Consider the following 23,390-nt stretch of genomic DNA (forward strand, 5'->3'; position numbering starts at 1 on the left):
ACGGAAAACACACGGCCCGCCGTCCCCGCGGCTGGGCCGGACGGGTGGAGTCGGACGGCGCGTCCGCCGTGTCGCCGCGGGCTGCGGGGCGGGCTCGTTTTAGGTGGCGGGACAAGAGAAGTGTGATGAGCGGCCAATGACGCCGAAAGTGTGCATCACGGAGGTATCGCGCATGTCCCTTCACAGCCGCAGGCGCTACACCGCCGTGCTGATCGCGGCGGGCGTCACCCTGCCCCTGGCGGGCTGCGACACCTCCCCGAACGACGCGGCCGGTGCCGCGCACGACGTCACCGCCGTCTCGCGCGAGCAGCTCCGGCCCGGCGGCACGGTCCGCTGGGCCGTGGACGAGGCGCCGGAGACGTTCAACGTCTTCCAGGCCGACGCGAGCGAGGCGACCGACCGCGTGGCGGGCGCGGTGCTGCCCCGGCTCTTCACCCTCGACCAGCACGGCAAGCCGACGGCCGACCCGGACTACCTGGAGAGCGCGGAGGTCGAGGACCGCAGCCCGAAGCAGCGCGTGGTCTACCGGCTGAACCCGAGGGCGGTGTGGAGCGACGGGCGGCCGATCGGGGCGGAGGACTTCGAGGCGCAGTGGCTGGCGCTGAACGGCGAGGACACCGCGTACTGGACGGCGCGCAACGCCGGTTACGACCGGATCGAGTCGGTCGAGGCGGGCGACGAGCCGGGCGAGGTACGGGTCGTCTTCGACGAGCCGTACGCGGACTGGGAGGCGCTGTTCTCGCCGCTGTACCCGATGAGCGTGACGAAGACGCCGGAGGCGTTCAACGACGGGTCGAGGACGGGGCTGACGGAGGTCGCGGGTCCGTTCACGATCAAGGACGTCGAGGGCAAGAAGAAGAAGGAGCAGAAGGAGAAGAAGAAGGACGGCAAAAAGAAGGACGGGAAGAAGAAGGACGAGAAGTACAAGGACGGGAAGAAGAAGGACGGGAAGAAGAAGGGGAAGCGGGACGAGAGCGACGCGAGTGACGCAAGCGAGCCGACGTCGGTGACGCTCGTGCGCAATCCCCGCTGGTGGGGCGACCGGGCGCTGCTCGACCGGCTCGTCTTCCAGGAGCTGCCGCGCGGCGCCGGGCGGGAGAAGGCGCTGGACGCCGGCCGGCTGAACATCGCCGAGGTCGAACGGGACGAAGCCTTGGAGGCCGCCCGCGCCGAGCGGGCCGCCAAGGCCGCGGTGCAGGTCACCAAGAACGACAGGGCCCAGGACGGCAAGCCGCTGGACCTGGTGACGCTGCCGAAGGCCGGCCCGCGCCCGTACACCGTGCACCGGGCGCTGGAGCCCGCGTACACGCAGCTCGCGCTCAACGGCAGCTCGGGCCCGCTCGCCGACGGGCGGGTACGCCGCGCCGTCGCCCGCGCCGTGGACCGCGGCACCCTGGCGCGCAGCGTCCTCGGCCCGCACGGCCTGCCGTCGAAGCCGCTGGGCAGCCACCTGCTCATGCCCGGCCAGCCCGGCTACAGCGACCAGAGCGCCGCGCTCGGCCCGCAGGACGTGATCGCTGCGCAGAAGATGCTGGCGGAGGCGGGCTGGAAGGGCGGTCCGCGGTCGGAGGAGGCGGAGGCGAAGGGCACGGGCGCGCGTGACCGCGCGGACGGCGCGCGGTCCGGCGACGACAAGCCGGCCGGTGCGGTGCTGCCGACGTACGACGTGCCGCTGTCGGTGACGCAGCCGGCGCAGACGCAGTACGTCGCGCTGGGGCGGCAGGCGGAGCTGTGGGCGGCGGCGGCCAAGCACGGCAAGTCCTCGAAGGCGTACAAGAAGGCCGTGAAGGCGGCCCGGCTGGCGCGCACGGCGCTGGCCGAGCGGGAGACGAGCGTGGCGCAGCCGCCGCGGCAGCGGCCGTTCGTCAAGAACGGCAAGCCGCTGACGCTCCGCTTCGTGGTGCCGCAGGGGCCCGGGACGGAGCAGTTGCGGTCGGTGGCCTCGCGGGTGGTGCGGATGATGGACAACATCGGCGTACGGACCGAGGTGGTGGAGGCCGGGGAGCAGGGCTACTTCAAGGACTACATCGCCTCCGGCGAGTACGACATGGCGCTCTACTCCTGGCCGGGCACCCCCTACCCGGCCACCGACGCCCGCCCGATCTACGCCAAGCCGGTGCCGTCCCCCGACGGCTCCCTGGTGGTCGAGCAGAACTACACCCGGGTGGGCACCGACGAGATCGACCAGCTCTTCGACCAGGCGGCCTCCGAACTGGACGACGAGGTCGCCCAGGAACTCCTCACCCGCGCCGACGCCCGCATCTGGGCGGCCGCCGGCTCGATCCCCCTCTACCAGCGCCCCCAACTGGTGGCCACCACCCGCAACCTCGCCAACGCAGGCGCCTTCGGCTTCACCACCCCCCGCTACCAGGACATCGGCTACCGCAACTGACCCTCCGCAACCGGCAACCCCCGGGGCCGCGTCTCTTTCCTCAGGCGATCGCTTGGCTGCCTGCGTTCGGAACTGCCCACTTCGCCCCGGGGGGATTGCGGGTATGGGTAATCGACCCACCGACTGGCACGTACTCGATCTCGATGACGACCCGACGCCGGGGGATCCGGAGCGGGTGAAGCAGTTGGCGCGTGAGCTGCACGATTTCGCCGATGACGTGGCGGATGCGTTGCGGCAGATCAAGGGCATGGCCGGTGAGGACGCGCTGCTGCGGTGGGCGGGGAAGACCGCGAAGGCGTTCCAGGACGAGTTCGAGGAAGTCCCCAAGAACCTCAAGAAGCTTCAGCGCTCCTACGACCTGGCGGGCGATGCCCTGGCGGCGTACTGGCCGAAGCTGGAGCGGGCGCAGTCGCTGGCGGACAAGGCGCTGGCGAAGGGCCGGGAAGCCCAGAGTGATCTGACCGCCGCCAACGGCCGCCTTGACTCCGCGAACTCGTGGGTGGAGCGGGCGACGAAGAAGACGGAGGAGTACGACGGGAAGGAGGGCAAGGAGAAGCCCGACGAGTCCGAGGTACGCGCCGCGACCCGCAACGCCACCGACGCCAAGTCCGCCCGCGCCTCCGCGCAGACGGCCGTCGACAACGCGCAAGGCGGGCTGGAAGCCGCGAAGAAGATGGCCGCGGACGCGAAGAAGATGCGCGAGGACGCCGCCTCCGAGGCGAAGGACAAGCTCGAAGAGGCGTCGGATGCCGGTATTCAGAACCGGAAGTGGTGGGAGAAGGCGGTCGACTGGGTCAAGGACAACTGGGACACCATCGTCACCGTCTGCAAGGTCATCGTCGCCGTCCTCGGCATCGTCGTCCTCATCATCGGCGGACCGCTGGCGTGGGTGGTTCTCGCCGCGGCGCTGGTCGTCCTCGCGGACACCCTGATGAAGTACATGAACGGCGAAGCCTCCCTCTGGGACGTCGCCTTGGCCGCTTTGGACTGCATTCCCGGCATGAAGGGCCTCACCACCCTCGGCGGCCTGGCGAAGATGGCCAAGGGCGGCATGAAGGCCATGGCGGGCCTGAAAGCGATGAAGGCCGGCGTCCTGGGCCTGGCCAAGAGCGGCCGCACCATGCTGAGCGGCGCCGCCAAGGGCGCGCTGAGCCGGCTGAAGAACATCGTCTCGAAGCTCACCGACCCCGTGGACCTGGCCACTGGCCAGATGTACTTGTCCCAGACCGATGTCACGCTGCCCGGCCTGCTCCCGTTGACGTTCACCCGCCGGCTGGGGTCGACCTACCGGACCGGCTGGTGGTTCGGCCCCACGTGGGCGTCCACAGCCGATCAGCGCCTGGAGACCGACGATCAAGGGGTCGTCTTCGTCACCGAGGACGGCCGCCTCCTGGCCTACCCGCACCCCGCCGGCACCGAGACCGACGTCCTGCCCGAACAAGGCCCGCGCTGGCCGCTCGCCCGTCTGGAGACGGGTGGCTACACCGTCACCGACCCGATCGCCGGTCACATCCGCCGCTTCAGCCGTCCCGATGCCGACGGCCTGGCGCTGCTCGAGCAGATATCGGACCGCAATGGCCACACCCTGACCTTCGCCTACGACGACGAAGGCACCCCCCTCGGCATCCGCCACTCCGGTGGCTACGACCTCAAGGTCAGCACTGACGCCGATCTCGGCCGAATAACCGCCCTGTCCCTCGTCGCAGCCGCCGACGACGGCACCGACATGGTCATCAAGCGCTTCGGCTACGACCCCGACGGCAACCTCATCGAGGACATCAACTCCTCCGGCATACCTCTGACCTTCACCTACGACGACCGGCTGCGGGTCACGTCGTGGACCGACCGGAACGACGAGCGGTACGAGTACACCTACGACTCCCGCGACCGCTGCATAGCCGAAGGCGGTGCCGCCGGCCATCTCGCCCTCACCCTCGACTACGAGGGGGTCGACCCCGCCTGGCCCGAGGCCGGCGTCACCACCCTCACCAGTGCCGAAGGCGCCACCACTCGCTTCGTCGTCAACGACAACTGCCAGATCATCGCCGAAATCGACGCCCTCGGCCACGTTACGCAGACGACCTACGACCACCACCACAACCTCACCGCCGAAACCGACGCCCTCGGCCGCACCACCCGCTACGCCTACAACGAGGCCCACCAACTCACCGATGTCGTCCGGGCCGATGGCGGCGAGTTGCACGCGGTCTACGGCGGCCAGGCCCTGCCCGTGGAGTTCACCGATGCCGACGGTGCGGTGTGGCGGCAGGGCTACGACGACCGCGGCAACCGCACCACGGTCACGGACCCGGCCGGGTACACGACGACGTACGACTACGACGAGGCCGGCCACCTCACCGCGGTGACCGATCCGCTGGGTGCCGTCACCCGGGTGGAGTGCAACGCCGCGGGGCTGCCGATCCGCACCACCGACCCGGTGGGGGGAGCAGCGGTGCAAAGGCTCGACGGGTTCGGCCGCCCCGTCGCCGTGACGGACGCCGTGGGCGCCACGACATTCATGGAGTGGACCGCCGAGGGCCTCCTAGGCCGCCGGATCACACCGGACGGGGCGCAGGAGTCCTGGGAGTACGACGCCGAGGGCAACTGCGTGAGCCATACGGACGCGGGTGGGGCGACTACGCGCTACACCTACTCCCACTTCGACATGCTCGCCTCACGAACCGATCCCGACGGGGCGCACTACACCTTCGTACACGACCGCGACCTCCGTCTCGTGCAGGTCACCAACCCGCTGGAGAAGACGTGGGACTACACCTATGACGCGGCGGGGCGGCTCGTCGCCGAATCCGACTTCGAGGGTCGGCGGACCCGCTACGAACTCGACGCGGCGGGACAACTGGTGTCCCGCACGACGCCGCTCGGGCAGCGGATCGTGTACGGGCGAACCGCACTGGGCCGGCTCGCCTCTAAGGACACGGGTGACGAGGTCACGACGTACGCCTACGACCCGGTCGGGCGGCTCGTCTCGGCTGCGGGTCCGTCCGGGGAACTGGTCTACGAGCGGGACCGGCTCGGACGGATCACGGCAGAGCGGTGGAACGGTGGGGTGACGGCCTCCGCCTACGACCCGGCCGGGCGCCGTACGCGGCGGACGACGCCCTCGGGGCAGGTGACGACGTACGGCTACGACCAGGCGGGGCGGCGATCCCATCTCACCGTCGGCGGGCGCCGGGTGGATTTCGCCCGCGACGCGGCGGGGCGGGAAACGGACCGTCGCATCGGGCAACTCGCGCTGACCTCGGTGCGGGACCCGTTGGGGAGGCCGACGCGGCACGAGGTGAAGGCAGGCACCACGCTGGTGCAGGCCCGCGAGTACACCTACCGGCCCGACGGCTACCCCACCTCCGTCGACGAGTACCTGGGCGGTCGCCACGACTTCGACCTGGACGCGGGCGGCAGGGTGACGCAGGTGACGGCGGCGGCGTGGTCGGAGTCCTACGCGTACGACTCCACGGGCGCCCAGACCGCCGCCGCCTGGCCGGAAGGGCAGGATCCGGACGCGATCGGCGACCGCGCCTACACCGGCACGATGGTCACTCACGCCGGTCGCTGCCGGTACGCGTACGACGGTGCCGGCCGCCTCCTGCGCCGCACCCGGACCCGGCTGTCGAAGAAGCCGGAGACCTGGCACTTCACCTATGACTCCGACGACCGGCTGACCGCGGCCACCACCCCGGACGGCGCCCGCTGGCGCTACGAGTACGACCCGCTGGGGCACCGTCGCCGCAAGATACGGCTCGCGCCAGGCTCCGACGAGGTGATCGAAGAAGTCCGCTTCGCCTATGACGGCCCCACCCTCATCGAGCAGACCACCCGCGCCGCGCAGTTCCCCGACCCGGTGACCCTCACCTGGGACCATGACGGCGTCACTCCGCTCACTCAGGTCGAACGGATCACGGACAGCACCACCCAGCGCGAGATCGACAGTCGCTTCTTCGCGATCGTCACCGACCTGGTGGGTACGCCGCGTGAGCTGGTGGCGGAATCGGGTGCAATAGCGTGGCGCACCCGGACAACGCTGTGGGGGAACGTCTCATGGAATCGCGAGGCGACTGCATACACCCCGTTGCGATTCCCCGGTCAGTACGCCGACCTGGAGACGGGGCTTCATTACAACGTCAACCGTTATTACGACCCCGCCACCGCGCACTACACCACCCCTGACCCGCTTGGCCTCGCCCCCGCTCCGAACCCCACCACTTATCCGCACAATCCCCACGTCTACGCCGACCCTCTGGGACTCTCGCCGTACGGCGTGATGATCGACGCGGGTACGGCGCGCGCGCTGTCCTCCGCGGACATGTCCGTGGGCCAGCGGATCAACGCGATGATCGGAAATCGGGACGTCTTCATGTCGCAGACTGCCATGACCGAGTTCCAGGCCGCTGTCAGCCGGGGTGTCTCCGCCGGCTGGGTGGGCCCGCAGGAGCAGAATCTGGCCGCGGCTCTGGTGAACCGGGTGCAAGTGGTGGCGGACACCCCGAGTGCGCGTGCCCTGGGGTTGAACACGACGAAGAAGGTGGGTGCCAATGACATCCAGATCTTCGGCACGGCCGACGAACTGGGTATGCAGATCTTCACCGCGGATCTCAAGTTCCTGGTGGGGGCGGAAGCCCAAGGAGTGGTGTTCGACGCGATCGTTCATCCCTCGATGAACTTCATTGGAAGGTGATCTGGGTGGAGCCGCATCTGCTGCCGGTCGTGGCCATGCTGGAAGAGGCGTTTCCCGCGGGGATCGGCGACGAGGACTACCTCCCCTTGCTCGCCGTTCTCTCCGAGGGGCTCAACGAGTGGAACGTGGGCGTGGTCGGCTCCGCGTTTCTGGGGGTCGAGCATCACCGGGTGATGAACGACGCCGCCCGCCCTCTGACCCGGGCGCAGCGTGAGCGGGCCGGGGTGCTGCGGGGGCGGCTCGTGGCGTGCGGCTGGGATCCGGACGAGGACTGAGGGCCGGGCCGGGTGGGGCGGGGCCGGGGGTGGGATGCGGGGTGGGCGGGGGTGGGCTGGTGTACCGGCGTGCGTGGGGGTGGGGGAGGGGGACCGTACGATAGGACGGCCGTGGTCGATTCGCCCGGCTGACCCCCTCTAGTTCGGGAGCACCGCCCAGTCATGCCGACGCGCCAGGACATTCGCAACGTCGCCATCGTCGCCCACGTCGACCACGGCAAGACCACCCTGGTCGACGCCATGCTCAAGCAGGCCGGCGCCTTCGCCGAGCACCAGCTCCAGTCCGTCGACGACCGGGTCATGGACACCGGGGACCTGGAGCGCGAGAAGGGCATCACCATTCTCGCCAAGAACACCGCGGTGAAGTACCACCCCAAGAGCGGCGACCCGGTGGTGATCAACATCATCGACACCCCCGGTCACGCCGACTTCGGCGGCGAGGTCGAGCGCGGTCTTTCCATGGTCGACGCCGTCGTGCTGCTGGTCGACGCCTCCGAGGGGCCGCTGCCGCAGACCCGGTTCGTGCTGCGCAAGGCGCTCCAGGCGCGGCTGCCGGTGATCCTCTGCATCAACAAGACGGACCGGCCCGACTCGCGGATCTCCGAGGTCGTGGACGACACGTACGACCTCTTCCTCGACCTCGACGCCGACGAGGAGCAGATCGAGTTCCCGATCGTCTACGCCTGCGCCCGCGACGGCGTCGCCTCGCTCACCCAGCCGGAGGACGGCACGGTGCCGGCGGACAGCGACAGCCTGGAGCCGTTCTTCTCCACGATCCTGGACTACGTCCCGGCCCCGGCGTACGACGAGGGCGCGCCGCTCCAGGCGCACGTGACCAACCTCGACGCCGACAACTTCCTCGGCCGCATCGCGCTGCTCCGCGTGGAGCAGGGCGAGCTGAAGAAGGGGCAGACCGTCGCGTGGATCAAGCGCGACGGCACCGTGCAGAACGTGCGGATCACCGAGCTGATGATGACCGACGCGCTCACCCGCCGCCCCGCGCAGCTCGCCGGGCCCGGGGACATCTGCGCGGTCGCGGGCATCACCGACATCATGATCGGCGAGACCCTCGCGGACCCGGAGAACCCGGTCGCGCTGCCGCTGATCACCGTGGACGAGCCGGCGATCTCCATGACCATCGGGACGAACACCTCCCCGCTGGTCGGCAAGGGAGTCGGCGGCGGGAAGAGCAAGGGCCACAAGGTCACCGCCCGGCTGGTCAAGGACCGCCTCGACCGCGAGCTCGTCGGCAACGTGTCGCTGCGCGTGCTTCCCACCGAGCGCCCCGATGCCTGGGAGGTGCAGGGCCGCGGCGAGCTGGCACTGGCGATCCTGGTGGAGACGATGCGCCGGGAGGGCTTCGAGCTGACCGTCGGCAAGCCCGAGGTGGTCACCAAGGAGATCGACGGCAAGGTCCACGAGCCGGTCGAGCGGATGACGATCGACGCGCCCGAGGAGCACCTGGGCGCGATCACGCAGCTCCTCGCCGCCCGCAGGGGCCGGATGGAGACGATGACGAACCACGGGTCCGGCTGGGTCCGCATGGAGTTCGTCGTGCCCTCGCGCGGGCTCATCGGCTTCCGTACGGAGTTCCTCACGCAGACCCGCGGCACGGGCATCGCGCACTCGATCTTCGAGGGGCACGAGCCGTGGTTCGGCGAGCTCCGGACGCGCAGCAGCGGGTCGCTGGTCGCGGACCGGACGGGCGCGGTGACCGCGTTCGCGATGACGAACCTCCAGGAGCGCGGGACGCTCTTCGTCGAGCCGGGCACCGAGGTGTACGAGGGCATGATCGTCGGGGAGAACTCCCGCTCCGACGACATGGACGTCAACATCACCAAGGAGAAGAAGCTCAGCAACGTCCGGTCGTCGACGGCCGACATCGCCGAGTCGATCGTGCCGCCGCGGAAGCTGTCGCTGGAGCAGTCGCTGGAGTTCTGCCGCGACGGCGAGTGCGTGGAGGTCACGCCGGACACGGTGCGGATCCGCAAGGTGGTGCTCGACGGGCGCGAGCGCGCGCGGGCGGCCTCGCGGGCGAAGCACGCGTAACGCCGCCCGGCGGGGCGGAGCCCGTACGCGCGGGGCGTACCCGCGGCACCGACTCGCGGCACCCGACCCGCGGCACCTCACGCCCGGCACCTCACCCGCGGCATCTGCGCGCGGCAGGAACGCGCCGCACCCGCCCGCCGCCCCCGTACACCCTGCCTCCCGCCGCCTTCCGGACCGGCGCGCCGTGCGCGCTCCATCCGGGGGGTTGTGCTCCCCCGATGGCGTGCCACCGGAAGCGCGAACGTCCCTTATGGGGTCTTATGTCACTTAAGTGATACTAGGGATCCTTGGGAGGCACCCTCATGCGCCGAGCCACCCGCGCCTCGTGGACCGCCTGCGTCGTCTGCGCCGCACTCGCCGCGGCCGGCTGCGGCAGTGACAGCGGTGACGGCGGTTCGTCAGGCGGCGGAGGCACCTTCACCGCGCAGTGGGGCGACCCGCAGAACCCGCTGGAGCCGGCCAACACCAACGAGGTCCAGGGCGGCAAGGTCCTCAAGCTGATCACCCGCGGGCTCGTCGTCTACGACCCGAAGACCGCCGAGCCGAAGAACATGCTCGCCCAGTCCATCAAGAGCGACGACCAGAAGAACTGGACCGTCAAGGTCAAGAAGGGCTTCCGGTTCAGCAACGGCGAGCCGGTCACCGCCACGTCCTTCGTCGACGCCTGGAACTACGCGGCCAACATCAAGAACCGGCAGGTCAACGCCACCTTCTTCCGGTACATCGACGGCTACGACAAGGTCCACCCGACCGCCGAGGGCTCCGAGCCGAGCGCCCAGAAGCTCTCCGGACTGAAGGTCGTCGACGACCGGACGTTCACCGTCAAGCTGTCGCAGAAGTTCTCCATCTGGCCCGACACCCTCGGCTACCCGGCCTTCGCGCCGCTGCCGAAGGCGTTCTTCGACAACCACGCCGCGTGGCTCGACAAGCCCATCGGCAACGGCCCGTACAAGATCGAGTCGTACAACAAGGGCACGTCCATGAAGCTCGTCAAGGACGGCAAGTACAAGGGCGACGACAAGGCGAAGAACGACGGCGTCGAGCTGAAGGTCTACACCGACCAGAACACGGCCTTCACCGACCTCCAGGCCGGCAACCTCGACATCTCCGACGAGCTGCCCGCCGGCCAGCTCGCCAACGCCAAGAACGACCTCGGCGACCGCTTCATCAACCAGAAGGCCGGCATCATCCAGACCCTCGCCTTCCCGCTCTACGACGACGCCTGGGGCGGCCGGGACAACGTCGACCTGCGCCGCGGGATCTCCAAGGCGATCGACCGCGAGCAGATCACCAAGCAGATCTACGACGACACCCGCATCCCCGCCAAGGACTGGACCTCCCCGGTCATCGGCGCGAAGGGCGGCTTCGACGACACGATCTGCGGCGACCTGTGCACGTACGACCCGAAGCGGGCCAAGCAGCTCATCGACGGCGCCGGCGGCCTGCCCGGCGGGAAGGTGACGATCTCCTCCAACGTCGACACCGGCTCCCACCGGGAGTGGATGGACGCGGTCTGCAACAGCATCAACAAGGCGCTCGGCAAGGAGAACGCCTGCGTCGTCAACCCCATCGGCACCTTCGCGGACTTCCGCACCCAGGTCGTGGACCGCAGCTTCAAGGGCCCGTTCCGCGCCGGCTGGCAGATGGACTACCCGCTGATCGAGAACTTCCTCGCGCCGACGTACCTCACCGGCGCGTCCTCCAACGACGCCGAGTACAGCAACAAGAAGTTCGACGACCTCATCAACCAGGCCAACGCCGCCGGCAGCACCTCCGCGGCCGTCGAGAAGTACAAGGACGCGGAGCGGCTGCTCGCCAAGGACGTGCCGTCGATCCCGCTCTGGTACCAGAACGGCATCGCCGGCCACTCCGACCGCGTCAGCGACGTCTTCCTCGACCCGTTCAGCGTCCCCTACTACCCGGACGTCAAGGTCGGTTAGTGCACGCGCGGCGGTCCGCCGCGGACGTGACGGAGGGAGCGGACACGCGAGGAGAGGAGGGGAGCCCATGGGCCGCTACGTGATCCGGCGGCTGCTGCAGATGATCCCCGTGTTCATCGGCACCACCTTCCTCATCTTCTTCATGGTCTACGCGCTCGGCGACCCGGTCGCCGCCATGTTCGGCGACCGAGCGCCCGACCCCGCGACCGCAGCGCAGATCCGCAAGGACCTCCACCTCGACAAGCCGCTCTGGCAGCAATACGTGCTCTACATGGGCAACATCTTCTCCGGCGACTTCGGCATGGCCTTCAACGGCCAGCCGGTGCTGGACCTGATGCGCCGCGCCTGGCCGATCACCGTCCGGCTCGCCCTGCTCGCCGTCCTCTTCGAGATGCTCATCGGCGTCACCCTCGGCGTCATCTCCGGGCTGCGGCGCGGCCGGGCCGTGGACACCGGGGTGCTCTTCGCCACGCTGGTGGTGATCTCCATCCCGACGTTCGTCACCGGCTACGTGCTGCAGTACCTGCTCGGCGTCAAGTGGGGCTGGGTCAAGCCCGCCGTCTCCTCCGGGGCGCCGTGGAACGAGTTGGTGCTGCCCGCGGTGGTGCTGGCGCTGGTCTCGCTCGCGTACACCACGCGGCTCACCCGTACCTCGGTGGCCGAGAACGCCCGCGCCGACTACGTCCGCACCGCCGTCGCCAAGGGCCTGCCGCGCCGCCGCATCACGGTCCGCCACCTGCTGCGCAACTCCCTCATCCCGGTGGTGACCTTCCTCGGCATCGACATCGGCAACCTCATGGGCGGCGCGATCGTCACCGAGCGGATCTTCAACATCCAGGGCGTCGGCTTCCAGCTCTGGCAGGGCGTCCTGCGGCAGAACGCGCCCACGGTCGTCGGCTTCGTCACCGTCCTCGTCATCGTCTACCTGCTGGCGAACCTGGTGGTGGACATGCTCTACGCGGTCCTCGACCCCCGGATCCGCTATGCCTGAGCGCTACGAGGAGAAGCAGCGGGCGGACATCGGCACCCAGGAGGCGGAGTCGCTGCCCGGCAGCGACGTCCTCCAGGCCGAGGCCGGCGGCGCCCCCGGGACGGACCAGCCGGCCCGCAGCCTCTGGTCCGACGCCTGGCTGGACCTGCGCCGCAACCCCGTCTTCGTCGTCGCCGGGCTGCTGATCCTCTTCCTCGTCTTCGTCTCCCTGTGGCCCAGCGTGGTCGCCACCGGCAGCCCGTACAACTGCGACATCGCCAAGCGCAACCTCGGCGCCGAGTCCGGCCACCCCTTCGGCTTCGACAGCCAGGGCTGCGACGTCTACAACCGCACCGTCTACGGCGCCCGCGCCTCGCTGACCGTCTGCACCCTGGCCACCCTCGGCGCCGCCGTCCTCGGCACCGTGCTCGGCGGCCTCGCCGGCTACTTCGGCGGCTGGGGCGACGCGGTCCTCTCCCGGATCACCGAGGTGTTCTTCGGCATCCCGATCCTGCTGGGCGGCCTGGTCTTCCTCTCCGTCATCAAGAGCGGCTCCGTCTGGCCGGTGATCGGGCTGATCGTGCTGCTGGGCTGGCCGCAGGTGGCGCGGATCGCGCGCGGCTCGGTGATCACGGCCAAGCAGAACGACTACGTCCAGGCCGCCCGCACCCTCGGCGCCTCCACCCGGCGGATCATGCTGCGGCACGTGCTGCCCAACGCGATCGCCCCGATCATCGTCGTCGCCACCATCGCCCTCGGCACGTACGTGGCGCTGGAGGCGACCCTGTCGTTCCTCGGCGTCGGGCTGAAGCCGCCGACCATCTCCTGGGGCAGCGAGATCTCCACCGCATCCACCCAGATCCGCAACGCGCCGCATTCCCTGCTGTGGCCCGCCGGGGCGCTGAGCCTGACGGTGCTGGCGTTCATCATGCTCGGCGACGCCGTGCGCGACGCGCTCGACCCGAAGCTCAGGTGAGGTGTACGTGACCGCGCTGCTCGACGTCCGCGACCTGCACGTGGAGTTCCGCACCCGGGAGGGGGTGGCGAAGGCCGTCAACGGCGTCTCCTACAGCGTGGCCCCGGGCGAGACGCTGGCGGTGCTCGGCGAGTCCGGCTCGGGCAAGTCCGTCACCGCGCAGGCCGTGATGGGCATCCTCGACTCGCCGCCGGGGTTCGTCACCGGCGGGCAGGTGCTCTTCCAGGGCGAGGACCTGCTGAAGCTGGGCCGCGAGGCGCGCCGCAAGGTGCGCGGCGAGCGGATGGCGATGATCTTCCAGGACGCGCTGTCGTCGCTCAACCCCGTGCTCACCGTGGGCTTCCAGCTCGGCGAGATGTTCCGCGTGCACCGCGGCGCGAGCCGGGCGGAGGCGAAGGCCCGGTCGATCGAGCTGATGGAACGGGTACGGATCCCGGCCGCCCGGGAGCGCGTCAACGACTACCCGCACCAGTTCTCCGGCGGCATGCGGCAGCGCATCATGATCGCGATGGCGCTGGCGCTCGGTCCCGAACTCATCATCGCGGACGAGCCGACGACGGCGCTGGACGTGACCGTACAGGCGCAGGTGATGGACCTGCTGGCGGAGTTGCGCGAGGAGACGGGGATGGGGCTGATCCTCATCACCCACGACCTGGGCGTGGTCGCGGACGTCGCCGACAAGATCGCGGTGATGTACGCGGGCCGGATCATGGAGACGGCGCCCGTCCACGACCTGTACAAGGCGCCGGCGCACCCGTACACCCGCGGGCTGCTGGACTCCATCCCGCGGCTGGACCAGAAGGGCCAGGAGCTGAGCGCCATCCGCGGCACGCCCCCCAGCCTGCTCGCCATCCCGCCGGGCTGCCCCTTCCACCCCCGCTGTCCGCGCGCCCAGGACGTCTGCGTGACGGACCGCCCGCCGCTGTACGAGGTGACGGACGACGCGGGCCACCCGCTGCCGGGGCGGGGGAGCGCGTGCCACTTCTGGAAGGACCAGCTTCATGACCGGCCTTGAGATTCCGGAAGGACCAGCTTCATGACCAGCCCTGAGGTGGCCGAGGCGCCGGTGGAGGCGCCGGGCGAGGAGCCGATCCTCGAAGTGCGCGACCTGGTCAAGCACTTCCCGCTCACCCGGGGGATCGTCTTCCGCAAGCAGATCGGTGCCGTACAGGCCGTCGACGGCGTCTCGTTCGACCTGCGGCGCGGCGAAACCCTCGGCATCGTCGGGGAGTCCGGCTGCGGCAAGTCGACCATCGCCAAGATGCTGGTCAGCCTGGAGCAGCCCACCGCCGGCGTGATCCGGTTCAAGGGCGAGGACATCACCCGGCTCTCCGGGCGCGCGCTGCGGGCGGTGCGGCGCAACATCCAGATGGTCTTCCAGGACCCGTACACCTCGCTCAACCCGCGGATGACCGTCGGCGACATCGTCGGCGAGCCGTACGACGTCCACCCCGAGGTGGCGCCGAAGGGCAGCCGGCGGGGGCGGGTCCAGGAACTGCTCGACGTCGTCGGGCTCAACCCCGAGCACATCAACCGCTACCCGCACCAGTTCTCCGGCGGGCAGCGGCAGCGGATCGGGATCGCGCGCGGGCTCGCGCTGCGGCCGGAGATCATCGTCGCGGACGAACCGGTCTCGGCGCTCGACGTGTCCGTGCAGGCGCAGGTGGTGAACCTGCTGGAGCGGCTGCAGAGCGAGTTCCGGCTGTCGTACATCTTCATCGCCCACGACCTGTCCGTGGTACGGCACATCTCGGACCGGGTCGGGGTGATGTACCTGGGCCGGATCGTGGAGTCCGGCACCGACGAGGCGATCTACGAGCACGCCACGCACCCGTACACGCAGGCGCTGCTCTCGGCGGTGCCGGTGCCGGACCCGGAGGCGCGGGAGAGCCGGGAGCGGATCCTGCTCAGCGGCGACGTGCCGTCGCCGGCGAACCCGCCGTCGGGGTGCCGGTTCCGTACGCGGTGCTGGAAGGCGCAGCCGGTGTGCGCGGAGAAGGACCCGGCGCTGGACGTGCCGCCGTGGTTCCGGGACGCGGCGGGGGCGGTGGCGCACCCGTCGGCGTGCCACTTCGCGGCGGAGTGGGAGGACGAGGAGGGGCCGGGACAGGCGGCCCCGGGGGTGGGCGGGTAGGCCGACGGGGCGATCTGCCGCCGGGCCGTAAGTCTGGTTAGTCGGTTTTATCACGTACCGGTGTCATGGTGGGCGTCGGCAGCCGATGCCCCGTCACCGAGCAGAGGGACCCCCGCCATGAAGCGTTTGTCACGCCGTCGCACCCGCGTGCTGAGCGGAGCGCTGCTCGCCGCCGCGCTGGGCGCGGGGCCCGCCCTCGCGGGCGCCCTCCCGCAGGCCCACGCGACCGAGGGCAAGGTGGCCGGGGCGCACGGCTCCGGGGGCGGGGCGGAGGGCCCGGAGACCGCGGAGGACATCGAGGCCGGGTTCGCGGCGGCGGAGGCGGAGCTGGAGGCCGACGCGCAGAAGGCGTGGGGCCCGGACGACGACTGCGAGGAGCCGGAGACCGGCGGCGCCCCGCGGGACGGCGGCACCGGCGCGTCCGGCCCGGGCACGGGGCCCACCGGGCCGGGCCACGACGGAGGCGAGGCGCCCGGCGCCGAGGCGGCTGGGAGCGAGGCGCCGGGGGCGGAGGTTCCGGACCCCGAGGGCCCGGGGGCGGAGGCGCCTCCGGCCGAACTCCCTGACGACGAACTCCCCGGCGCGGAAGCCCCGGACACGGAAGCTCCGGACACCGAGGCCCCGGACACGGAAGCTCCCGCGGCCGAGCCCCCCGCGCATACGCCCCCCGCGGCCGAAGCCCCCGACACCGGAGCCCCGGCGGCCGAGCCCCCCGCCGTCGAACCGCCCGGCGCCCCCGGCGCCGAAGTCCCCGGCGCCGAGCCGCCCGCACCGGACGAGGAGCGGCCCGCGCCCGGCGGCGGCGCGGACGAGGAGAGCGACGGCTTCGAGCCGCCCGACAGCCGCACCCCGCCCGCCGACTACGACAACGCGGGCAGGAAGCCGGACCAACTGCCCCACACCGGCGCCGACATCTGGCTTCCGCTCGCCTCCGGCCTCGGCGGCCTCGCCGCCCTCGGCGCCGGCGCCGTCGTGGTGGCCCGCAAGCGGCGCGCCCACGCCTGAGGCGTCCGCCCTCGCGACGACGGGCCCCGCGGCAGCGCCGCGGGGCCCGTTCCCGTACGTCGTCCGCACGCGGCGGTCACGCGATGTCGATGACCCCCACCCGCTTCGCCGGGTCGGTCTCGCGCAGCGGGCCCATCATCGCGCTCGCCACGTCGTTCGGCGTGATCTCCGTCGTGCTGCCGTCGCCGCGCTGGACCATGAGCCCGTCGAAGGTGCTGCCGTACAGCTCCTCCAGCTTCTCCAGGTCGAACTTCGGCGCCAGCTTGCCGTCCGGCGTCGCCTGCATCGTCAGGAACTCGGAGATCGAGCGCTCCGGGCTGAACTCGATGTACGCCTCACCCGCCTGCACCGCGACGTAACCGGACATCGCCGTCTTGGCGAAGCCGTTCATCGCCGTGTCGAACTCCGCCTGGCTGACGGCCGGTTCCTGCTGCGAGACGGGCAGCGTCACCGGCTTGTTCGCGCCGCCGGCCGCGCGCTCGTCGAACGCCTTCTCCACCGCGTCCATGGACTTCTCCACGTCCACGGCCTCGTGCGGCTCGCCCTTCACGGGCACGGCCTTGCCGTCGACGAAGCGGATCATGCCGTCCCGGCCGCCGCCGGCCTCGTCGGCGATCTCCTGCAACTGGGCCCGCAGCTTGTCGGTGTCGTCGACCATCGCCGGGTCCACCACGCGGGAGCCGCCGAAGAGCGAGCCGATGACCGACACCGGGTTGTAGTCGCTGCCCATCGCCGAGCGGACGCTCTCCGCGGTGTCGATGCCGAGGCCGGCCGACTGCGGCGTCAGCTTCTGCTCCTGGTCGCCGATGCGGAGCACGATCGGCGCCTGCGTGCGCTTCTCGACGGCGGCGTCGAGCTTGGCCACCGCCTGGTCGCGGGAGCTGCCGCCGATGTCGACGCCGAGGACCGTCGTGCCCTTCGGCACGTCGTCGTTGTTGAGGACGAGCCCCGCGCCGTACGCGATGCAGAGCACCCCGAAGACGCCGGCGCCGGCCATGACGGCGAGCTTCTTGCGATCGCCGCGGGCCCGTCCCGACGGGCTGCCGGAGCGCGAGCGGGCGGCGGAGGCCGGGGCGGGCGGCGGCACGGGCGGCCCGTCGCCGCCGGGTGCGGGTCCGGGCCCGGGGGGCGGCGCGGCGCCGGGAGGCGGCTGCCCCGCGGGGGTGTACCCCGGTACGGACGCGGCCTCTTGCGGGTACCGCGCCCCGTCGGGGCCCGCCTGCGGGAGGCCGTGGGCCGGGGTGTGCCCGGGACCCGGCCCCTGCGGCCCCGCCTGCGGTACGCCGTGGGCCGGGGTGTGCCCGGGGCCCTGCGGCACGCCGTGGGCGGGAGCGGGGTCCGGGCCCGGCGGCACCACGGGGATGCCGCCGACGGCGGTGTCGCCCATGCCGCCGGTGGTGGCCTGCGGCGCGGCGGAGCCGCGCAGGGTGCGGCCGGCGGCCGGTCCCGCGGGCTTGAGCGGCATGCTGCCGGTGGCGGGGCCCGACGTCGGCCCCGAGGGCACGCCCCCGGGTGCGCCGGGGCCGCGGCGCGGGGTGCCGCCGGCCGGAGTGGGGCGTACGGGCAGGGCGTTGGCCGGGTCGTCCCCGGCGAAGCCGTGGCCGCTCTCGCTCACCGGCACGTCCACCGCGCCGGTGTCACCGGGCGCCGGGTGCGGCTGCGGGACGCCGGCAGGCGGGGTGTCCAGCGGCGCGCCGGCATCGCCGGGCGGCGCGAAGGCTGGGAACTGCATCCCGGCGCCGTCCGTCGTGCCCGTGGGGCCCGAGGGCGGCGTCATCGGGGGCTGGGCGGGCAGCGGCGTCGGTGCGGCCTCGGGCGCGCCCTGGGCGGGCGCCGGGTCCTTCGGCGCCTTGCGGGGGGCGAACCAGTCGCTCGTCCGCGGCTTGGCGCTGCCGCCGCCGTCCTGCCCGTTCGCGGCCGCCGCGGCGGCCTCCGCCGGTCCCGGGGCCGGCGCGGGAACGCCGGCACCGGAGGTGTCGGGCTCCTCCGCCCCGGCTTCGAGCGGCTGGCGGACCACGACGGGCGGGATCGGCCGGGAGCCGGGGATGTTGATCCGGATCCGGGTCGTCAGCGTCGTCTCGGTCGCGGGAACGCCCGCGCCGCCGTCCCGGCCCGCCCCCGCGCCCGGAGCGGGCGCGGGCGGTGTGGCGGTCGGCGTGTCCGGTCCCGCGTACGGCGGGGTCCCCGACGGGTACGCGGCGTCGCCGCGTCCCTCGGGACCGGATGGCGGACTGTCATTCTCTCGGCTCACGGCAGGTCTCCCGTAGTGCTCCGCCGCCCGTCATGGCACCCGCGGGCAGCTCGGCGGCGCGCACCACCATACTTGTCCGCTCCGACACTGAGGCCCGACAACCGCATTCGGCCACCCGCGCGAAGGCGTACTTGACAGCGTCCGATGCCCAACAGAGCACGTCACTCGGGGAGTCGGGACGGCGGTGCGGCAACTGCGAGGAGCTGCGGCAGGGTGGTGCAGATCACAGCGGTCAGCATCCCGCCGAAGAGGAAGAGCTGCGGCCCGAGTCCGGAGGCGAACACGAAGTCGCCCTCGGGGCGGTTGAGGGAGACGGCGATCACCGCGAGGAACCAGCCGCCGGCCGCCGTGAAGCCCGCGCCGCGGCCCCCGGTGGCCACCCCGGCGCCGTAGCAGAGCCCCCCGATGGCGGCGAGGGCGAGCAGCAGGCCGCCCGGTGACCAGGCTGCCTGGACGAGGGAACCGGCGAGCCCGACGAGGCCGCCGAGCACCAGGGCGGCCAGATACGTGAGGAGGCGCCCGAGCGTCACCGGCCGCGCGAGGGCGCTGCCGGGCGGCGGGGCGGCGGGACGGCGCGCGGGGGAGCTCTTGGTGGTGGCGCCGGCCCAACCGCGCTTCTCCGCGCCCCTGCCGTCGGCGCTGCCGCCGCCCGTGCTCCCGCCGCGGCTCGTACGCCCGTTGGCCGCGCCGCCGTCGCCCGCGCGTGCGCGGTCCGCGCCCGTGTTGCCCGGGTTTCCGCCGCTCGCGGCCGACTTGGGGCGTACGGACCGCTTCTTGGCGCTCACGCCACCACCTCCGCGAACAAGTCGGTCTCCACCGCGCCCGGATCGCGCCGCGCGGCGTCCGCGCCGCCGGCGAGCCGGAACTGCTCGGTGGTGAGGATCGGCTGGCCCAGCCCGTTGGAGAGCGCGAAGGCGCCGCCGGCCACGGTGATCTGCGTCTCGTGCGCCGCCATCGCCCGCGCCTTCGCCGCCGCGTACGCGCCCCCCGCCACGGCCGCCGTGACCTCGCCGTCGTCCACCACGCCCGGCAGGTCCGCGACGGTCGCGGTGCCGGGGAAGGGGTGGCCCGCGGCGGCCAGTTCGGCGAGGGCCTTCTCCGCCGCGCCGCGGGCGACGCAGGTCCAGTAGATACGGGCCACCGCCCACGGCTCCGCGGGGTCGGCGTCGTACGACGCGGCCGCGGCCAGCTCCGCCGCGCGCGTGGCGACGCGGTGTGCCTGGACGTGGTCGGGGTGCCCGTAGCCGCCCTGCGGGTCGTACGTGACCAGCACCTGGGGACGTACCTCGCGGATCACCGGCACCAGCAGCCCCGCCGCCTCGTCGACCCCGGCCGACCAGAACGTGCCCGGGCGCCCGTTCCGGTCGAGGCCCTGCATGCCCGAATCCCGGAACCGCCCGGGGCCGCCGAGGAAGCGGTGGTCGGTGACGCCCAACGCCCGCATGGCCGCCGCGAGTTCGCCGGCGCGGTGGGCGCCGAGCACGTCGTCGCGCTCGGGTCCCAGATGGGCGAGGGCGGGCGGAATGACCTCGCCCTCCTCGCCCAGGGTGCACGTCACCAGGGTGACGAGTGCGCCCTCGGCGGCGTACCGCGCCATGGTGGCGCCGGTGGTGATCGTCTCGTCGTCCGGATGCGCGTGCACCAGCAGCAGCCTGCGCGGCGGAAGCTCCCTGCTCATGGAGGAAGCCTAGACGAGTGTGCGGATAGCCCCCCGGGTCAGAAGTCGATGCTCTCGATCATCCCTGCCACGTTCTGTGTCACATCGTCGATCGTCGGCGCCATGGACGAGCTTGCGAGGTAGAAGCCCAGCAGGATGCACACGACAGCGTGCCCGCCCTTCAGGCCACTCTTCTTGATGAGCAAGTAGACGATGATCGCGAGCAGCAGCACTAGCGAGATCGACAGAGCCATTCGGCTCACCTCCCGGGACCTGCGGTCGGGTCATCTGACGGGCCACGTGATGCATGCCCGTCGCGCGCACGCATCATAACTATCGGTGCCCGTGCATCGTTCGGCGCACCGGCGCATGGAGGGGTCGCACGCGGGAGGCGGTCGCGAAGCGGTGGCCGGAAGGCCGGAGAGCGGTGGAACGGCGGTCGCCGGGCGGGTCACCAGGGGGGCTGGGAGGAAGGTTCCTGCCAGCGGGAGAGGGGCTCCGCCACGGGGTCGCGCTCCCCGCGTCCGGCGAGCGCGAAGAGGATCACGAAGCCGGCGAGCAGCAGCCCGATTCCGGTGCCCGCCTGCAACTGGTGCTCCGTGCCGAGGGCGCCGAAGTTCTCGAAGACCTCGTCCTTGAGATACCGGGAGGTGTCGGCCGCGCCCCAGCCCAGCACGAACGCGCCGGCCGTCATGCCCAGCGGGCGGGAGAGCGGGGCGCGCCTGGCGGCGGCCACGGCGGCGACGAAGCACATCGCGGCGGTCGCCCACTTCCCGTACGCGAGCGGGGGCTGGAGCAGCGCCCACGACGTGTACTCGCCGGTGAGCCGGTGGCCGTAGGCCTCCCAGCCGGTGCGTGCGGCCTCGCGCAGCTCCCACGCCGCGAACGCCACCGCGGCGGCGGCGAGGAAGAGCATGCCGGTGGCCGCCGCCCCGCGGGCGGGCCGGCGCGGCGGCTGCTCGTCGGGGAGCAGGTAGTCGGCGCCGGTGGCCTCCGAGGGCCGCCGGCCGGCGGCGACGGAGATCAGCAGCACCGCGCCGAGCGTGACGGCGACACCGGCGGAGAGCAGCGCGCGGTTGCGCAGGTCCTGGTCGACGCCCTGCATCCAGTCGGCGGTCAGCGTCCACAGCGCGGGGGCGCGCAGCAGGATCGTGGCCGCGCCGGCCGTGGCGAGCGCGCCCGCGGCGGCGGTGGAGTGCAGGGCGGTGACCCCGGCGACGGCGTACACGCCGAGGAGGACGGGGTCGTAGAGAGAGGTGCCCCAGTGGTTCTCGGGGGCGGCGTCGGGGGAGCCCGCCCAGGACCACCACAGGTCGGGCAGGCTCGCCGCGACACCGACGTCGCGGCCGATCCACAGGAGCGAGAGCAGAGCGAGGAGCGCGCAGCACACGGCACCGAAGACGCGTGCGCCACGCCCCAATATGTGTCCTTGATCCATCGCCGGAAGACCCCCGATACGCAACCGTGCGCCTTTTGGGCCCACACGGCACCCAGGTCTACACCTCTCCGCAGCCCCGGACAACACCTCCGGCACGACGGGCCGGGCGGCGGCGGCCGGCGGCCGGGATCCCGGCCGGATCCGGCGCGCTGACCGGACCCGGCCGGGGGACGGCACCCGCACGGCCGTACGCTCCCCAGAGTGACGCGTTCGTATATCGGTGATGCGACAGACGGGTTGCCGACGTGTTAACGACCTTCGACGCGTTATGTCGGATATGTCGGTCACTAAGGCGTCTTGTCAAGCACGTACGGACCTCAATCTGCAAAACATACGCTCAAGAAGCGATTCCGCACCTCAGCTTCCCCCGTCACCCCCTTGACTGGGGGATGAATCGGTTGCGAAAGTCCCGTCAACCACCGCAGCGTGCACGGGCGCTGCGGCACACCCGGTTCGGGAGCAATCACCTATGGACAGTCCGGTCCCGGCCATGGCGGAGGCGCCCAAAGGCGCACCGTACGACCCCGCAGGACTCGAGCGGGGTTCGGCCGGCCCTGGTGGGCAGCAGACTGCCGAACACATCGGCAAATCGCCCGGTCAGCTCATGTGGCAGCGCTTCAAGCGCGACCGCGCGGGAGTCATATCCGCGTATGTCGTCGGCTTCTTCGTGCTGGTCGCGATCTTCGCTCCGCTGATCGCGAAGCTGTACGGGAAGTCGCCGTACACGCTCTACAACTCGGCCACCGGCAAGCCCGAGCTGTTCGACCCTCTCGGCTACCCGATCAAGCCCAACGGCGGCATCAGCGGCGAGTTCTGGTTCGGCCTCGAACCCATCCTCGGCCGCGACGTCTTCACGCTGCTGATCTACAGCATCCGCACCTCGCTGGCCATCGCCGTCGCGGTGACGATCCTCACCGTCGGCATCGGCGTCCTGCTGGGCGTGGCCGCCGGCTTCACCGGCGGCCGCACCGACACGCTGATCGGCCGCTTCACCGACCTGATGCTGGCGTTCCCGAGCCAGTTGTTCTTCGTGGCGTTCATGCCCGTCATCACCGCGATGTTCGTCGCTCCCGAGGACGCGACGCCCACCTGGCTGCGCGTCGCGGTGCTGATCGGGGTGCTCGCGGCGCTGAACTGGATGCGCATGGCGCGCATCGTGCGCGGTGTCGCGCTGTCGATGCGGGAGCGCGAGTTCGTCGAGGCCGCCAAGGTGAGCGGGGCGTCGAACTGGCGAATCATCCGCAAGGAGATGCTGCCGAACCTCGTCACTCCCATCCTCGTGCAGGGAACCTTCGAGCTGCCGCTCGTCGTGACGAACGCCGCGGGACTGTCGTTCCTCGGTGTCGGCCTGGTGAACCCGACCCCCGACTGGGGGCTGATGTTCGCGCGGGCCGCGGACGTGTCCGAGACCGTTCCCACGTTCATGTTCTTCCCCGGCGTCGCCATCGTGATCTTCGTGGTCGCCTTCAACCTGCTGGGGGACTCCGTCCGCGACGCGTTCGATCCGAAGGCCGCGCGCTGACGTTCGTACCGCCGCCAGGGTGCGACCGCCGTGGCACGGGTGTGAACACGCACAGCAAGTCAAGACCGACAGACAGGGTGGTAGACAG

Annotated in this window: 16 protein-coding genes; 11 read left to right on the forward strand and 5 right to left on the reverse strand. The window is 71.6% G+C overall.

Features of this window, described 5'->3' with window-relative positions:
• Positions 1-172: 172 nt before the first annotated feature.
• The 10 genes from DMB38_RS24085 to DMB38_RS37540 all read left to right on the forward strand — a co-directional run bounded on the left by DMB38_RS24085 (position 173) and on the right by DMB38_RS37540 (position 16,434).
• The gene (locus DMB38_RS24085) at positions 173-2,392 is read left to right on the forward strand and encodes an ABC transporter family substrate-binding protein (RefSeq protein ID WP_125936911.1); all 2,220 of its coding nucleotides are present in this window, start codon (positions 173-175) and stop codon (positions 2,390-2,392) included.
• A gap of 103 nt (positions 2,393-2,495) precedes the next feature.
• Positions 2,496-7,085 (forward strand): DUF6531 domain-containing protein, encoded by a 4,590-nt coding sequence (locus DMB38_RS24090; RefSeq protein ID WP_125936912.1) that lies wholly within the window; start codon positions 2,496-2,498, stop codon positions 7,083-7,085.
• Positions 7,086-7,090: 5 nt separating this feature from the next.
• Positions 7,091-7,360, forward strand: a complete 270-nt coding sequence (locus DMB38_RS24095) for a DUF3349 domain-containing protein (RefSeq protein ID WP_125936913.1) — start codon at positions 7,091-7,093, stop codon at positions 7,358-7,360.
• A 162-nt stretch (positions 7,361-7,522) separates the two neighbouring features.
• Positions 7,523-9,409 (forward strand): translational GTPase TypA, encoded by a 1,887-nt coding sequence (gene typA, locus DMB38_RS24100; protein WP_047017873.1) that lies wholly within the window; start codon positions 7,523-7,525, stop codon positions 9,407-9,409.
• A gap of 302 nt (positions 9,410-9,711) precedes the next feature.
• Positions 9,712-11,349: an ABC transporter substrate-binding protein gene (locus DMB38_RS24105; RefSeq protein WP_125936914.1), complete on the forward strand. Its 1,638-nt coding sequence runs from the start codon at positions 9,712-9,714 to the stop codon at positions 11,347-11,349.
• A 67-nt stretch (positions 11,350-11,416) separates the two neighbouring features.
• Positions 11,417-12,340, forward strand: a complete 924-nt coding sequence (locus DMB38_RS24110) for an ABC transporter permease (protein ID WP_125936915.1) — start codon at positions 11,417-11,419, stop codon at positions 12,338-12,340.
• Positions 12,333-13,295: an ABC transporter permease gene (locus DMB38_RS24115; protein WP_125936916.1), complete on the forward strand. Its 963-nt coding sequence runs from the start codon at positions 12,333-12,335 to the stop codon at positions 13,293-13,295. The genes DMB38_RS24110 and DMB38_RS24115 overlap by 8 nt, the downstream gene beginning before the upstream one ends.
• A gap of 7 nt (positions 13,296-13,302) precedes the next feature.
• On the forward strand, positions 13,303-14,310 hold the full coding sequence (locus DMB38_RS24120) for an ABC transporter ATP-binding protein (RefSeq protein ID WP_125936917.1): 1,008 nt from the start codon (positions 13,303-13,305) through the stop codon (positions 14,308-14,310).
• A 21-nt stretch (positions 14,311-14,331) separates the two neighbouring features.
• Positions 14,332-15,429: a dipeptide ABC transporter ATP-binding protein gene (locus DMB38_RS24125; protein WP_125936918.1), complete on the forward strand. Its 1,098-nt coding sequence runs from the start codon at positions 14,332-14,334 to the stop codon at positions 15,427-15,429.
• A gap of 117 nt (positions 15,430-15,546) precedes the next feature.
• On the forward strand, positions 15,547-16,434 hold the full coding sequence (locus DMB38_RS37540) for an LPXTG cell wall anchor domain-containing protein (protein WP_125936919.1): 888 nt from the start codon (positions 15,547-15,549) through the stop codon (positions 16,432-16,434).
• 76 nt (positions 16,435-16,510) lie between these two features.
• Here DMB38_RS37540 and DMB38_RS24135 read toward each other — a convergent pair whose 3' ends face one another.
• From DMB38_RS24135 to DMB38_RS24155, 5 genes are all read right to left on the reverse strand, one after another.
• Positions 16,511-18,685 (reverse strand): hypothetical protein, encoded by a 2,175-nt coding sequence (locus DMB38_RS24135; protein ID WP_240662440.1) that lies wholly within the window; start codon positions 18,683-18,685, stop codon positions 16,511-16,513.
• 161 nt (positions 18,686-18,846) lie between these two features.
• Entirely contained in the window at positions 18,847-19,470 is a 624-nt protein-coding gene (locus tag DMB38_RS24140) for a DUF6113 family protein (protein WP_125936920.1), read from the reverse strand.
• Positions 19,467-20,363, reverse strand: a complete 897-nt coding sequence (gene mshB, locus DMB38_RS24145) for an N-acetyl-1-D-myo-inositol-2-amino-2-deoxy-alpha-D-glucopyranoside deacetylase (protein ID WP_164716092.1) — start codon at positions 20,361-20,363, stop codon at positions 19,467-19,469. Before mshB ends, DMB38_RS24140 begins: the two co-directional genes overlap by 4 nt.
• A gap of 38 nt (positions 20,364-20,401) precedes the next feature.
• Positions 20,402-20,596 carry a hypothetical protein gene (locus DMB38_RS24150; RefSeq protein ID WP_101421759.1) on the reverse strand — a complete coding sequence of 65 codons (195 nt, stop codon included), beginning with the start codon at positions 20,594-20,596 and terminating at the stop codon, positions 20,402-20,404.
• Positions 20,597-20,793: 197 nt separating this feature from the next.
• Positions 20,794-21,762: a hypothetical protein gene (locus DMB38_RS24155; RefSeq protein ID WP_125936921.1), complete on the reverse strand. Its 969-nt coding sequence runs from the start codon at positions 21,760-21,762 to the stop codon at positions 20,794-20,796.
• A 487-nt stretch (positions 21,763-22,249) separates the two neighbouring features.
• Between DMB38_RS24155 and DMB38_RS24160 the strand changes: the two genes are divergently transcribed.
• Complete coding sequence (locus tag DMB38_RS24160; protein ID WP_240662441.1) at positions 22,250-23,302, forward strand: ABC transporter permease; 1,053 nt, start codon at positions 22,250-22,252, stop codon at positions 23,300-23,302.
• Positions 23,303-23,390 lie beyond the last annotated feature (88 nt).

Origin of the sequence: Streptomyces sp. WAC 06738, from assembly GCF_003945505.1 — a bacterium.
In the GTDB taxonomy this organism is placed as follows: Bacteria; Actinomycetota; Actinomycetes; order Streptomycetales; family Streptomycetaceae; genus Streptomyces.

Excerpts from the sequence above, each read along its gene's own strand:
- DMB38_RS24090 (WP_125936912.1), top strand. The coding sequence starts at position 2,496 with ATGGGTAATCGACCCACCGACTGGCACGTACTCGATCTCGATGACGAC.
- DMB38_RS24160 (WP_240662441.1), top strand. The coding sequence starts at position 22,250 with ATGGACAGTCCGGTCCCGGCCATGGCGGAGGCGCCCAAAGGCGCACCG.
- DMB38_RS24105 (WP_125936914.1), top strand. The coding sequence starts at position 9,712 with ATGCGCCGAGCCACCCGCGCCTCGTGGACCGCCTGCGTCGTCTGCGCC.
- DMB38_RS24110 (WP_125936915.1), top strand. The coding sequence starts at position 11,417 with ATGGGCCGCTACGTGATCCGGCGGCTGCTGCAGATGATCCCCGTGTTC.
- DMB38_RS37540 (WP_125936919.1), top strand. The coding sequence starts at position 15,547 with ATGAAGCGTTTGTCACGCCGTCGCACCCGCGTGCTGAGCGGAGCGCTG.
- DMB38_RS24125 (WP_125936918.1), top strand. The coding sequence starts at position 14,332 with ATGACCAGCCCTGAGGTGGCCGAGGCGCCGGTGGAGGCGCCGGGCGAG.
- DMB38_RS24150 (WP_101421759.1), bottom strand. The coding sequence starts at position 20,596 with ATGGCTCTGTCGATCTCGCTAGTGCTGCTGCTCGCGATCATCGTCTAC.
- typA (WP_047017873.1), top strand. The coding sequence starts at position 7,523 with ATGCCGACGCGCCAGGACATTCGCAACGTCGCCATCGTCGCCCACGTC.
- DMB38_RS24085 (WP_125936911.1), top strand. The coding sequence starts at position 173 with ATGTCCCTTCACAGCCGCAGGCGCTACACCGCCGTGCTGATCGCGGCG.
- DMB38_RS24115 (WP_125936916.1), top strand. The coding sequence starts at position 12,333 with ATGCCTGAGCGCTACGAGGAGAAGCAGCGGGCGGACATCGGCACCCAG.
- mshB (WP_164716092.1), bottom strand. The coding sequence starts at position 20,363 with ATGAGCAGGGAGCTTCCGCCGCGCAGGCTGCTGCTGGTGCACGCGCAT.